This is a genomic window from Chitinophaga flava, from assembly GCF_003308995.1.
In the GTDB taxonomy this organism is placed as follows: Bacteria; Bacteroidota; Bacteroidia; order Chitinophagales; family Chitinophagaceae; genus Chitinophaga; species Chitinophaga flava.
Genome location: NZ_QFFJ01000002.1, coordinates 3,194,658 through 3,209,680, shown reverse-complemented (window position 1 = coordinate 3,209,680; position 15,023 = coordinate 3,194,658). Strand labels below are relative to the sequence as shown.

The window sequence follows — 15,023 nt, the reverse complement described above, 5'->3', positions numbered from 1 at the left end:
TAAACCCGGCCATATTTGTGTTCAGTCATTACTATGCATAGCCTGTTGCACCAATATCAATTCGCTTATATTGTCTTTATCCACCATTCCTACCAGTCTTCCGTTTTCCAGCACGGGACAAACGGTAGCATCATTCGCTAACATTTTCATATAAACTTCCTGCAAATTCATCTCTGGTGTAAGTATGGTAAAATCTGTTCTCATAATCCTGAATATAGGCGTTGATTGCCCCAGGGAAGCTAGTCCATGTATCAGTTCCTTCCGGGTAAGTACACCTTTCACTTCTTCATTGGCAGTCACCAGAAAATCATGTTCCTGTCCATCCAGCAGTATCTGTACAGCCTTTTCAATGTTATCACCGGGAGATAAGGGCGTAAACCGTCTCATCAGCACGTCCCGCACTTTAAAACCAGCCAGTACACTTTTGGTGGTTTCAAATGCAGCTTCACTTCCGGCTCCCAGGTATATGAAGAGACCGATAAACACCAGCCAGAAGTTATAGAAGAAACCGAAGAAAACAAAGACCATCGCCAGTATCTGGCCAATGCCGGCAGCTATACGTGTAGCTTTAATCCGGTCCATTCTGAAGGAGAGAGCAGCCCGCAACACTCTTCCGCCATCCATTGGGAATGCCGGAATCAGGTTAAATACCGCCAATGCAATATTTGCAAGCATCAGATTAAATCCAAAAGGCAGGTCCTGCAAATGTTTTGCATTTTTCAATATACCCAGCTCCGGCATTTTTCCTGTCGCCCGCAGATATATCCATAGTATCGCGGCTATTACCACATTCATGGCCGGGCCAGCCAGGGCCACCAGCAGTTCCTGTCCCGGCTTTTCCGGCATACTTTCCAGACTGGCAATACCACCAATCGGGTAAAGCGTAATATCTCTTGTACGAATCCCGTATCGCTGAGCAGTCAGTGCATGACTGAACTCATGCAATACCACACATGCAAATAAAGCCAGTATAAACACCACTCCCCACAAGCCTGCTCTCCAGTCGTGACCCATTTCCGCATGAAGCAGGAATATCCAGGCAATGAGTATTAAAAAAGTCCAGTGGATATATATTTCAATACCAGAAAATTTCCCAAGATATAATGACAACTTCTTCCTTTTCATGGTATAAATTTTTCGGTGATCAACTATTAGTTAATCAATATATCCGGAAGAAAGATGTATCGGCGTGTACCTTGTTATCAGCTTTAGTGTTTGTTATGAAAATGAAGTTCCCAACCATCTGCATCAAAATAATCCTCCTTCCTTGGCCGCAGTAATAAAGGCTGCAATAACTGTGCTGCATCATAGTAGGCGGCAGGAGCTTTTCCATCGTCACCAATACCAGGTGCATTGCCGGCCTGAACAATATATCCTTTATTCAACCGGTGCAGGGATATGGAAGGATAAAGGGCGGCTTGTTTCAGGAAACCTTCTTCTCCACCAAGAAATACCAGCGCCTGGTCATTGATCATATTCAGCCAGTTGATCCGTTTGAGCTGCGGAACAAAACAGTTTTTTTCCAGCGAGAAATGCCGGCCCAGCGCTACAGTAATACCAGAGATGCGGTAGTCGAAGCCAGGGTGTTCTGCCAGCAGCTGCTTCAGTTTAGCTTGCGCCTGACTATTGCTGTAACCCTCCCATTTCACCATGGCATAACCCGCGGATGCTGAAAAAAAACTGCTGCTTTGTATCATCCTGAAACCAGATACCCAATTGAGGAACGCCGAAGCATCAACAAAACTGTCTACTGGCAGGCAGATCTGCATTTCACTCATGGTGACGCCCCTGTAAGGCAGTTCACTACCAGCAGCCTCCAGGTCGGCCCGGTACTTTGCAGCCAGCATTGTCTCAGCACCCAGGTTCCGTGATGTGGCCGGATGTTTACGTATCAGACATTCAAATGAAGCATCACCGATACCACCTTTATCGTCTTTGAGCCCTACCCCACCGCGGTTGGCCAGCCTTCTCCACAGGCTGGTCTGCTTTCCTCCCAGGAAATCGGGGAACTGCCGCAGTGCTTTATCCTTGTTTCGTATAGGCGTTTCATCTGTAGTGGTACCACCATTGTGATAGGTAAACAACGGTTCAAGAAGTTCCAGCGCCCGGTCGTAAAAATCGTGCATCTGTTCATCATCTGTATACTGGAAATAAACAGTCAGATACAGGCAAGGCTGCAGGTATTCCTGTGAATAACGAACAGGTGGTGTATGGCTGGTTTCTTTATCATCTCTGAACCTAAAGGTATCCCAATTGCGTTGTTCCATGCGGGTTATAATTGATTTTCATTGAGAAATTAAAGCTACTCTTTTTTTGTCAGCCATAGCTTGATTCAGCAGGAACAATGATATTTTGATTTCATCAACAAAAAAGCCTTCCGAAAATACGGAAGGCTTCAACATTATTGGGCACTACATAAGTTTACAATACACTATCTTTTATCGCCAAGGTGATGTTTCCAGACTCTAACCGTTGGCTTTTCACCACTTTCCGGAAGAGCAAGGCAACAGCAACAGTAACAATTACAGCGCAAAACGCCAGACCGGCCAATGCAGAACCCTGTATTGCCGGTATCGGAGCATAATGCAACAGAATTACAATTAAGTTATTCGTGATATGAGCAATGATCGCATACCAGATATTTTTTGACCACACAAAAATATACCCTAACAAAGCCCCCGATATCATGATGGGAATAAAGCTATAGAACTGAAAATGAAATAAACTAAACAAAAAGGCAGTAACCCATACTGCATAATGCGGGTTCTTAAAATCATGCTGAAGCTGCAACTGAATCATACCCCGGAAAAAAAATTCTTCGACAATGCCTGGAATAACGGCCATAACAATGGTACTGACTATAAATCCTCTGGTATCATTCAGATAAAACAGTGCATTGGTCATATTCCCGGCTTGTGCTTCACTCTCTTTTAACAATTTTTCCAATGCAGCAAATGAAGCAGGCAACTCAATACTATGGTTAAAATCAATCAGAATGGTTACAAAAGGTACCATTGTAACAATCGGCAGTATTGATAATATAAAGGGTAATGGCCTGACTTTATTATTTGACCACAATGTACGCAGCAAAGGTTTATTGAGTAACAACAAAAAAACAGCCGGTATTATTAAGAAACTAAACAAAGAATAGGAAACTGCCTGAAACAAAACAAGGGACTTATCCAGGCTTCCTATATCCTTTGCCGGCACCTCCATTTGAAAGGCATCCACAGCAAAAACCAGACTGGTTAATAACAGGGTTATCAGTTGCCCTAGCAGTGGGCAAATAATTACAAGAATCGCCGTATAAAAAGTCCGGAATCTATCCATTATGCTTTTCATGCCTACAACAAATTATATTTGATTGAACCCAGCCACTTCGCACAAACTGTCAATTTTGCGCCTGATATAAGCCAACAACGGCTGCATCTGCGAAAATATAAAAAAATGTTGTCCTGGCAATTGTGTGTACTCAAAATCAGCTGTGGTCTCATTTTTCCACAATAAAGCCTGTTGAGGAGAAACATTTTCTTCTTTGCCGGTCACCACATACATCGGTATGTTAAAAGGTGTTGTTTCTTTATATCTGCACTTTTCCAGCGCTTCGATATCAGCCCGGAAAATGGGGACATAGAACTCCATAAAATCGGAGTTCCCTAAAATTTCTTCCGGGAGTCCTCCGAGAAGAGCCAGACTTTTAATAAAATCTTCCCTGGACAGATTATATCTGATCGGCGCCTGCCATCCGTTTACAATAGAGCCAGCTCCTGTTAAAAACACCGCCAACGGCGCCTCCAATTGATTTTCCAGTATCTTTCTCACCATCAGATAACTTACAACAGCCCCCATACTGTGGCCATAAATCACATAAGGCCCTTCAATAGTCAATGCTTTAAACTGGACCAGGAGATCTTCAATGAGCACCTCCATGTCATTAATCAGATCTTCCCCTATTCTGGAACCCCTGCCCGGGTATTCTATCGTAATTAAGTTAATATAGTCGGGCAAAAACTTGGTAAATTCATCGTAGGAGTAGATATTCCCACCTGCAAATGGAAAACAAACCAGATTTATTTTTCTCATAATTTAAACTATTATCCTTTTAAAGTGCATTGTCTAATTTTGATTTTTTCTTCATCATTCATCATTGATCTTATATAAAGGGAAATAGCTGATCAGGTTGCCGGTAGCGTAATCACTGCAAAGCCGGGGAATTTCATCCCATTCATACACATAATCCACATCTACCTGCGGCATCCAGTTATTACGCAGTGCGTATTCCATGGCCTCTATTGCTTCTGTATGTTTGGCATAATGGGTGTGAACATGAATATGCCTGTTGATGCTCTCTATTGCCCTGAGATGGGATAATTCCATTCCCCATTTCCATCCGGATGTAGCAATAACACCTTGTCTTGACAATGCTTTTAAGGTCGCTCTGTATACCGACAATCCTATGTTATCGATAAATATTGCAGCCCCGGCTCCACCTGTGATCTCATTGATTTTCTCCAGGAACAGTTTTTCGGACGTCCTGTAATTTTTCTTATATGCTTCATCATTTGTATAACGCTCCTGATCATAGTGCAGATGCGGGAATCCCCTTCTGTCTACAGTAATAATACCAGCCTGTTCAAGGCTTTCCTTTCTCTCATTGAGCGATGTTATCATAGCCACATTAAATCCATAGTTTTTGGCCAGCTCCAACTCAGCCAAACATACGCCTCCACCCCATGATATCACAAATTCATTTTCAACGGGAACATCTCCCATCTGGGATTGCCAACACTTCAGGGCTACTTTCCAGTTTGCCCATGCAGTAACATACCGCAGCGAAAAAGCGGCCCATTGTTTCAAGGAAAAGCCCGAGTGCGGCGGGATTGGGATCAGGGTATGCCTGCTTACCTTAGATTGCCTTGAAAGCAGCCCATAGGTATTCGGAGCATCGTAGGCCAAAATTTTCTCCGGATAACCATACTTATCGGAAATAGCATTACAGAAAAGCATACAGACATCACCCGGTTTTAAATCCTTTACATTTTTCCCGGTATCGATTACCTTTACCACACCTGCATTGCCCAGGACAATTTTATCCTCCTTTCTTTGCATACATATATCAACCGGGTCCCGCATGATAGCATGATGCATATTTCCTTCCCAACAGCCATAGATGGGATGAATCAAGACCTCATCCGGCAGCAGGACTCCTAAATTCATTTCCTCACGCATCAACAATCCGGGTTCAGTATTTCCATAACCACTGTTAAGAATCCATGCCTCAGTAATAATTTCTGCCATTGTGTTTTTAATTTAGTTTTTTTTAAAAAAAAAGAAGTGGTGAATGTTTGATCGGCCTAAACATGTTGGCAAGCGATTCTTTTAGCTATTTGTTTTCATTTCATCCTGAGCAAGCGATACAGCCCTTTCAAGGCTGTAAAATTGAACCAGTTTTTGAATGGTATTGTATTTAAACAGGTCTGCCGGGCTGATATGTTCAAATCCATCCAGTTCGTTCAGCTTTTTTTTCAGCTGGATACTCAGTACTGAATTGCCGCCTATTCTAAAGAAATTATGCTGGGTGCTGATTTGTTCGCTGGCAAGTCCCAGTACTTCTGCATAGATCTGGCACAGTTTATTTTCCAGTTCAGTAGCAGGAGGAACATGCGCCTCCTTCATCACATTAAAGCCCGGATCAGGGAAAGCCCGTTTATCCAGTTTTCTGTTAATCGTCAGCGGGAAAGATTCCATGGAAACCAGACCGGCGGGCATCATGTATTCAGGCAATACTTTGGACAGCCTGTCCAATATAGATTCGGGAGTCAGTGAAGCCGCATCGGGGTGTGATTTATCCGGGACATAATATCCCACGAGATATTTAGTACTACCGGATGCTGTCTGTCTTTCCTTTGCCAGCACACAGCTTTGCCGGATGCCGGGAATCTGCAGGAGCGCCTGTTCTATTTCCGGCAACTCTATTCTGAACCCGCGGATCTTTACCTGCTCATCATTTCTGCCGATGTAATCTATATTGCCGTCTGCCATCCATCTTACCAGATCTCCTGTTTTGTAAAGCCGCGTATATCCTTTGGCGTTATCTGCTTCTGTTGCAAATGGATTAGCAATAAAACGCGCTGCTGTTAATTCTTCGTTGTGGAAATACCCTCTTGCCAGACCGGTGCCTCCTATATACAATTCTCCGGTAACGCCCACCGGTACCGGCTGCAAGCTGGGATCGAGGATGTAGAATTTAACATTTTCAAGCGCCTTACCTATATTGGTATGCAGATCTCCTTCTGCATAGGAATGCAGACTTGAACCAACTGTATTCTCTGTGGGGCCGTAACCATTAACCATTTCCCGGCCCTCACTCCATTGCTGCATTAATTTCAAGGCTGTTACCTCACCTGAAACCACCAGTGTCTTCAATGCCGGCAAACCAGACGACGACATTACATTTAACAAAACAGGAGGCAATGAGGCATTTGTTATTTTACATTTATCCATGTACTCGGTCAATAGCTGGCCATCCTGTCTGATAGCGCCGGTTACCACAAAGAGCCGGGCACCGAAGGCAAACGTGCTGAATATATCCCACGCCGACGCATCAAATACCAGGGACGCATATTGCACTACCTTCGATTCACGATTGATATTAAATCTGTCTCTTTGTGCATACACCAGGTTCATCAGGCTTTCGTGTTCTATCATCACACCTTTGGGTTTACCGGTGGTACCGGAGGTATAGATGATATAGGCGAGATCCCGGGACGAACTGTGTGCAGGCAGATTGGCAGTATCTTCATGGAGGTAAAATTCTTCCGTCAGGTCTGCATAAAGTACCTTCTCTTCAGGAAGCTGTACCTCTCTTCTTTTACGCTGGCATAGTATGAGCACAGCACCGGTGTCTTCCAATATATAATCAATCCTTTGCTGAGGGTAGGAAGGATCCAGGGGGACATAAGCTCCACCAGCCTTCAGCACAGCCAGTATGCTCACAATCATCTCCAGCCCTCTGTTCAGACACAGGGCTATCAGCGTATCCGGTTTTAACGCTTCGCCGGTCCTTTGCTGATATTGTGTCCTGATTTGACGAGCCAGCTGATTACTCTTTTCATTCAGCTCCTGATAACTCAGCTGCTGGTCTTCGCAAACAAGTGCGATACTGTCCTGACTTTCAACGGCCTGTTCTTCAAAAACCTGATGAAAGGTTTTTCCCTTGGGATAGGTCTTATCAGTAGCAGTCCATTCGTAAACAATCTGCCTGTACTCTTCGGGGGACAATAAACAGATGCTGCCATATTCTTTTTCAGGCGCCTTTGTCAGCGTTTCCAGCAGTTGAACAAAATGCCTGATCAGCCGGGAAATCGTTTCTGCCCGGAACAGACTGGTAGCATAGCTGATCTGTCCTATGATCTCTTCGCCGCTGTCATCAATAAAAATAGACAGATCAAATTTTTCTACTTCAAATGAAACCGAACCTTCGTAGGGCTTTATAAATGCTTTTTGCTGCTTGCCTGTTTCATTGCCAAAGTTCTGTACTGCAAATGCCACCTGGAAGAGCGGATGCCGTGAAGGGTCCTGCTCTACACCCAGTTCACTGACCAGTTTTTCAAAAGGCAGGTCCTGATACTGTTGTGCCTCTATCTGTTGCTGATGAACATCCCGCACCAGCTCTTCAAAGGTCTGGGTATTGCTTAACAGGGCCCTGTTGGCGAGGGTGTTAACAAAGAATCCGATAAGGTCCTGGGTCTGTCTATGATGACGGTTCGCAATAGGACTCCCTATCAGGATATCATCCTGTCCGGTGTATTTACCAAATAGAATATAAAGGCTGCTCAGCAATGTACTGTGTATGGTCACCCCATGCTGCCGTACCAGCGCCCGTAACCTGTCACTGAGCGCTTTATTGAGCAGGAACGCTTCTCTTGCTCCGTTGTAGTCTATTCTGGCCGGCCTTGGATAATCAGTAGGCAAGACCAGCGTCTGATAACCGGAAAGCTTATCCTTCCAGTAGCTGAGCTGTTTGTTGAGCATCTCTCCTGCCAGCCAGGTCCTTTGCCACAGCGCAAAATCCTTGTACTGGATTTCCAAGGCAGGCAAGCTAAAGGAAGTGTCCTGCTGCGTATATGCATGGTAGTAAGCCAGTAGTTCCTTTTGGAATATTTCGATGGACCAGCCATCAGTAGCAATATGATGTACATTGATGAGCAATATCCTTTTTTCCGCACCTTCCGTGCGGATTTCGTAGAATTTCACCCGTATCGGATAATCATGCTGCAAGTCAAAAGGACGGTTGATATCTTCTGTCAGCAACGCTTCCAGATCGTCCGCGTTAGTCAGCAGCACCTCTTCCACAGACAGCGGTTCCTGATGGACCACCTGAATGCCCTGCTGGTTACGGCCTTCTATCGTAGTTCTTAACACCTCGTGTCTGGCAACAATCTGCTGAAGTGCATACTTTAAGCCTTCCGGGTCTGTGGCATCGTCCAGTTCATACACCGCCGGTATATGATAAGCATTGGTTCCTTCTTCGTACTGTTCAATAAACCAAAGACGCTCCTGAGCAAAGGAGAGGATGACCTGACTATCATCGGTCCGGGAAATAATGACCTGCGCCTGCTCCGGATTATGAAGCAGGAGCTGTGCGATAGTTCTGTGTTTGAACACATCCGTCACTTGTATCTCCTTCCCTAACAGTTTACTTATTTTGTGGGAAGCACGTATAGCGAGAATAGAGTTGCCGCCGATCTTAAAGAAATCATCATGCAGGGAGATCTGCTCCATGCCAAGCAACTCAGCAAATATCTGTGCTACCTGGTACTCTGTTTCTGAATATTTATTCTCCAATATCTCTATTGGATTTTCTGCTTTCGGACGATCTACCGGCCCGTATGCTGACACTTGTTCTTTTCCTTTCTCCAGCCAGTATCTCCGGTGATTAAACTGGTAGACCGGTAAAGAGCGGAGTAGTACTGCCTGCCTGAACAACTTGCTTTCATTGGGTTGCTGAATGATTCCATTCATCCACAGTTTCGCAATAATACGTTCCCTGGAATCCATATTCAGCCAGGCGTCATTGGCTTCTTTGGCAGAAGGCAACAGATGCAGGGAGCCAATCGAATAATGGCTGTTTGTGTCCCTGTATTTACCCACAAAATAGCACAACCCTTTTCCAGGACCTATTTCAACAAAGTCAACTTTATGGTTATACATCCTGCTCAGGCGGTCTATGCCTTTCGCAAACTGCACCGTATCCCGAAGTTGCTTGCACCAGTATTCCGGGGTTGCTACTTCATCCTTAGCGATCTCACCGCTCAGGTTGGAGATAAAGGGTTTGGCAGGTTTATTTAATTTTATATCCCTGAACAACGCATAATATTTCCTTGCGATGTCATCCATCATTCTGGAATGCCCTGCTACAGGGACACTGATTCTTACTACCGGAATTTCGAGTTGCTCCAATGCAGATTGAAGGTTGTCTACAGCCTTCACTTCTCCGGAAGCAATGATATCTTCTATTGAGTTAATAACCGCTATATCACAGTTGTGCTGTGTTATTATTTCCTTTATTGTTTCTTCCCTGGCGTTAATGGCCAGCATACCTCCCGGCTCCATCTCCAGCATGAGTTGACCTCTGGCAATAACAAGTCTGATAGCATCTTCCAGCGCGAAGACACCGGCTAAGGTCGCAGTTACGTATTCACCCAGGCTATGCCCGATGTAAGCATCTGCTTTGATGCTCAGTTCTTCCAGGTACCTGGCCAGTGAATATTCAATGATAAACAGGGATATGGGTGCCCATTGCATATCATTGATGTTATGCAGTAGGTCTTCCCCATCAGCATAGATGACCTTGTAGAGATCAGTATGCAGGTGTTGGTTGGCCAGGGATATACAGTGGTCTATGGTATTTTTGAAAGAAGGTATATTGTTGTATAAGTCCCGGGTCATGTTTACATATTGTACGCCCTGACCGGGGAACATCAGCACCATCCTGTTTTCATCTGCGGAACCGGCCTGTCCGTAGGAAGTATCGTGCTTTAACCGGTCTGCCAGTTCAGTGATGTTTTTAACGCAATAGGCGCTCCGGTGCTGGAAATGCGCTCGTTTTTCCTGCAGCGTATAGGCGATATCGTTAATTTTTAATGAAGGACTGGCTTCACAGGTTTTTATCAGTGCCTGTTTGTAGTTCTCCAGCGACTGCCGGCTTTTGGCAGATACGGGAACAATATACAGTACATCCTCGTCCTGGGCCGGATCTGTTTCCTGCGTTGCTGGTGTATCGGGAATATAGTCTCCTACAATTACATGCGCATTGGTGCCACCGATACCGAAGGAACTCACTCCTGCCAGACGTTGTTTGCCGGGAACCGGCTGCCATGGCCTATTCTCTTTAATAATTCCGAAGCTGGTATCTTCCAGTTTCAGTTCATCATTAGGTGTGTTGAAGTTAACCTGGCCAGGCATGATGTTATGCTGCAGCATGGCGCATACTTTAATCAACCCTGCAACACCGGCAGCTGTATCTGTATGGCCTATATTGGCTTTAACAGCTCCCAGCAATGTTTTACGGGTGGGGTCGTTCTTACTGGGACGGCTATACGCAAAGGCATCCCTTAATGCCTGTACTTCGATGGGGTCGCCCAGTTGAGTAGCCGTACCGTGGCACTCTACATAATCTATCTGATCTGATGTGATGCCCGCCATCCGCTGGGCATTGATGATACATTCCGTCTGACCTGTTACAGAGGGAGCTGTATAACCGGTTTTCCGGGCGCCATCATTATTAGTGGCGTAACCCTTGATCACTCCCAGAATATGATCACGATCTTCAACAGCATCTTTCAGTCGCTTTAGCAATACCACGCCTACGCCTGATCCGGAGGTAGTACCGGATGAGTCCTGGTCAAAGGTGCGGCAATGCCCGTCTTTGGAATGCGTCATTCCTTCCTTGTACAGATAACCTACCTGTTCTGGCATGCCCAGAGACACCCCACCGGCGATGGCCATATCACATACGCCCAGCTGCAGGTTTTTACATGCTTCTACCACCGCCACCAGGCCTGTAGAGCAGGCCGTATTGATGGAATTGGCAGGGCCTGTCAAGTCCAGCAGGTAGGCTGTTTGAGTAGCTAAGGCATGTTTACTGTTGGACACAAATGCCTCCCATGCATCCACCTGCCCCGACATCTCTCCCCGCAGAACACGGTCATGCAGGTAAAAATTTTCACCACTGCCTGCAAATACGCCGATATTGTACTTTCCCCGCTCAGTCACATAACCGGAAGATTCCAATGCAAACCAGCAATGTTCTATGAACTTACGGATTTGCGGGTCCAGCTGCCTGGCCTCATTGGGCGAAAGCTCCCAGAACATAGGATCAAACAGCTCAACACCTTTCACCTTACCTGCTACCGGTACAAAATCAGGATGTTCCACCAATGCCTCATCCATTTGCAGCTCCCGGCATTCGTCTTTGCTGTAGAACCGGAGCCCTTCCTGCTGGCTGGAGATAATTTGCCAGAGCTCATCCACATTGTCTACTCCACTGAATGCCCCCGAAACAGCCACAATGGCTATTTCATGGCTTTCTCCCTGTATGTTTTTCTGCAGCTTATAGGTGGTTGCAGCATCCTGACGGATACTTTCTACCAGCTTCTGAATAGTGTTATACTTAAACAGATCTGCCGCGCCGATATGCCTGAATTCATCGAGCTGATTGAGCTTTTTCTTCAGCTGAATACCTTTGATAGAGCTGCCACCTATTCTGAAAAAGTTCTGATGGATACTGATTTGCTCCACTGCAAGCCCCAATACCTCTGCATAGAGTTGGCATAGCTTATTTTCCAGCTCAGTGGCGGGCGGAACATGTGTATCTGTCGTATTAAACTCCGGATCAGGAAGGGCGCGTTTATCCAGTTTACCATTAATGGTCAGCGGGAAAGACTCCATGGACATGAGACTATCGGGCACCATATAATCGGGTAGTACTTCAGATAATCTGTCCAATACAAAATCCTGCGCAACCGGAGCTGTAGCCGGAACATAATATCCTGCAAGGTATTTATCACTACCGGATGCAGTAACCCGCTCCTTTACCAGGACACAGCTTTGCCGGATACCAGGTACATGCAGCAGTGCCTGTTCAATTTCCGCCAGCTCTATCCTGAATCCGCGGACCTTCACCTGTTCATCGTTTCTGCCCATGTACTCGATACTTCCATCTGCCAGCCTCCTCGCCAGGTCTCCCGTCTTGTAAAGACGCGTATATCCTTTGGCGTTATCTTCTTCCGTAGCAAAAGGATCGGCAATAAAACGCACAGCTGTTAATTCGCTGTTATTGAGGTAGCCTCTTGCCAGCCCGGCGCCTCCTATATGCAATTCCCCGATAACGCCTACCGGCACCGGCTGAAGGCCTGAGTCCAAGATGTATAACTTAGCGTTATCGATAGGTTTTCCTATATTGGTGTTCAGGTCACCAGCTGCATAAACATGCATACTGGCGATGACCGTGTTCTCTGTAGGACCGTATGCATTCACCAGCTTCCTTCCCTGGCTCCATTCCTGCATTAATTTTAAAGCGGTCACATCACCGCCGGCAACGAGTGTTTTTAATCCCTGCAAACCGGAAGAAGACATCACACTTAACAGCACAGGTGGCAGCAGTGCTGTTGTGGTACCGTTTTTATTCATATACTCCGTCAGCAGTTGTGCATCCTGTCTTATATTACCCGGAACGATGATCAGCCGGGCGCCTAAAGTCAAAGCGCTGAATATCTCCCACACGGACGCATCAAACACCAGAGAAGCATACTGTAATACGCCCGATGTAGTGTTTATGGCAAATTTTTCCTTTTGTACAAACACCAGGTTCATCACACTCTCATGTTCTATCATCACCCCCTTAGGTTTACCAGTGGTACCCGAAGTATAGATGATATAGGCGAGGTCCCGGGCGGAACTGTTAGCCGGCAGATTGGTGGTATCTTCATGACGGTACAACTCTTCCGTCAGGTCGGTATAAAGCACTTTCTCTGCAGGCAGCTGTAATCCGTTGTCTCTGCGGAGACCCAGCACCAACGCTGCTCCCGTATCTTCCAAAATAAAATCTATCCGTTGCTGCGGATAGGAAGGGTCCATGGGAACATAAGCCCCTCCTGCCTTCAACACAGCCAGTATACTCACTATCATCTCCGGCCCTCTGTCCATACACAGCGCGATCAATGCATCGGGCTTCAGCTCCTGCCCTGTTCTTTGCCGGTATTGTTCCCGGATGTAACGGGCCAGCTGATTGCTCTTTTCATTGAGTGCGCTGTAGCTCAACTGCTGGTCCAGATAAACAAGTGCTATGTTATCCGGATGTTCCGCGGTCTGTTCTTCAAAAAGCTGATGAATCGTTTTCCCTTTCGGATATGCTTTACCGGTAGCATTCCGGCTATAAATATTTTCGCGATACTCTTCGGGTGACAGTAAACTGAAGCTGCTGTAAGCTTTTTCCGGCGCCTGTGTAAGCGCATCCAGCAGGTAGATATAGTGTTGTATCAGTCTTGCTATGGTTTCTTCCCGGAACAGGCTGGTGGCATAACTGATCTGTCCTGTAATCTCTTCGCCACTATCATTGACCATGATTGACATATCAAATTTTTCCACCTCGTAAGAGAGTGTGCCTTCGTATGATTTGAAAAACACCTGTTGCTCCGCCGGCGGATTACTACCGAAACTCTGAACCACAAATATGATCTGGAAAAGTGGATGCCGTGTGAGGTCCTGCTCCACGCCCATTTCACTGACCAGTTTCTCAAAAGGAAGGTCCTGATGCTGCTGTGCTTCCATCTGCTGGCGATGCACTTCCCGGATCAGCTCTCCGTAACTTTGGGTAATGTTAAGCTGGGTTCTGTTGATCACGGTATTGACAAAGAAACCGATAAGGTCCTGTGTTTGCCTGTAGTGGCGGTTGGCAATCGGACTACCAATCAGAATGTCGTCCTGCCCGGTATATTTACCCAGGAGAATATTAATACTGCTCAGCAGTACACTGTGCATGGTTACTCCATATTTCCTGACCAGTGCTTTTAACCTGTCACTGACCTCTTTACTAAGCGTGAATTTTTGATGGGCACCACTGTAGCTTATCTTCTCCGGCCTTGGATAATCGGTAGGCAGGTTCAAAGTCTGGTAACCGGAAAGCCTGTCCTTCCAGTAGCTTAATTGCCTGTCCAGTGTTTCTCCTGTCAGACAAGACCTTTGCCACAGGGCGTAGTCCTTGTACTGGATCTCCAGTGCAGGCAGGTTAAAGGCCATATCTCTCCGGATATATGCCTGATAATAAGCAGAGAGTTCCCTTTCGAATACTTCGGCAGACCAGCCATCACTGGCGATGTGATGCATATTGATAAGCAGTATCGTTTTAGCGTATGGCTTATCAGCACCAGCATCTTCCGCCTCTATCCTGTAAAATTTCACCCGTATCGGGTACTCTTTCCGCAGATCAAAGGGACGGTTGATATCTTCCAGCAGAAATTCCTCCAGATCATCGTTGACCGACAGCAGAAACTCCTGAATAGCCAATGGTTTTTTGTGCACTACCTGCACTGCCTGGCGGTCCCCGCCTTCTATGGTTGTTCTTAATATTTCATGTCTGGCCACAATCTTCCGGAATGCGTATTTAAGCCCTTCCACATCTGTGGCATCGCCCAGTTCATACACTGCCGGTACATGATAGGCATTGGTTCCATCTTCATATTCTTCAATAAACCAAAGCCGTTCCTGGCCTGAACTCAATGGATATTCAGCCGTTACATTATCCCGGAGAATAATGGTACCCAGAAATTTTTCTTTTGAGAAAATCTCATTCTCCCGGAGAACAGACAATATTTCAGGTTTATGCTGGACGATAAAGTTGTCCGTCTCTGCATCCTGAAATTTCTCAGGGGCCGAAAGTTTGATTTTCCCATTATCAAGCCAAATAGCACCGGCATTCAGTCTTAGCCTGTAAAAAAATGAATGAATATTCTCCATCGACT

General features: G+C 45.9%; 6 protein-coding genes. All 6 read right to left on the bottom strand.

Annotated features, from left to right (window positions below; genetic code table 11):
• Positions 1 to 21: 21 nt before the first annotated feature.
• The gene (locus DF182_RS28400; RefSeq protein ID WP_113619134.1) at positions 22 to 1,125 is read right to left on the bottom strand and encodes a site-2 protease family protein; all 1,104 of its coding nucleotides are present in this window, start codon (positions 1,123 to 1,125) and stop codon (positions 22 to 24) included.
• Positions 1,126 to 1,208: 83 nt separating this feature from the next.
• Entirely contained in the window at positions 1,209 to 2,267 is a 1,059-nt protein-coding gene (locus DF182_RS28395; protein ID WP_113619133.1) for a type VI immunity family protein, read from the bottom strand.
• 154 nt (positions 2,268 to 2,421) lie between these two features.
• The gene (locus DF182_RS28390; RefSeq protein WP_113619132.1) at positions 2,422 to 3,342 is read right to left on the bottom strand and encodes a CPBP family intramembrane glutamic endopeptidase; all 921 of its coding nucleotides are present in this window, start codon (positions 3,340 to 3,342) and stop codon (positions 2,422 to 2,424) included.
• Between the two features lie 12 nt (positions 3,343 to 3,354).
• On the bottom strand, positions 3,355 to 4,083 hold the full coding sequence (locus DF182_RS28385; protein WP_113619131.1) for a thioesterase II family protein: 729 nt from the start codon (positions 4,081 to 4,083) through the stop codon (positions 3,355 to 3,357).
• Between the two features lie 54 nt (positions 4,084 to 4,137).
• Complete coding sequence (locus DF182_RS28380; RefSeq protein ID WP_113619130.1) at positions 4,138 to 5,298, bottom strand: MDR/zinc-dependent alcohol dehydrogenase-like family protein; 1,161 nt, start codon at positions 5,296 to 5,298, stop codon at positions 4,138 to 4,140.
• 81 nt (positions 5,299 to 5,379) lie between these two features.
• Entirely contained in the window at positions 5,380 to 15,018 is a 9,639-nt protein-coding gene (locus DF182_RS28375; protein WP_113619129.1) for a non-ribosomal peptide synthetase/type I polyketide synthase, read from the bottom strand.
• Positions 15,019 to 15,023: the final 5 nt, after the last annotated feature.

Coding starts and splice junctions, on each gene's coding strand:
- DF182_RS28400 (WP_113619134.1), bottom strand. CDS start 1,125: ATGAAAAGGAAGAAGTTGTCATTATATCTTGGGAAATTTTCTGGTATT.
- DF182_RS28395 (WP_113619133.1), bottom strand. CDS start 2,267: ATGGAACAACGCAATTGGGATACCTTTAGGTTCAGAGATGATAAAGAA.
- DF182_RS28390 (WP_113619132.1), bottom strand. CDS start 3,342: ATGAAAAGCATAATGGATAGATTCCGGACTTTTTATACGGCGATTCTT.
- DF182_RS28385 (WP_113619131.1), bottom strand. CDS start 4,083: ATGAGAAAAATAAATCTGGTTTGTTTTCCATTTGCAGGTGGGAATATC.
- DF182_RS28380 (WP_113619130.1), bottom strand. CDS start 5,298: ATGGCAGAAATTATTACTGAGGCATGGATTCTTAACAGTGGTTATGGA.
- DF182_RS28375 (WP_113619129.1), bottom strand. CDS start 15,018: ATGGAGAATATTCATTCATTTTTTTACAGGCTAAGACTGAATGCCGGT.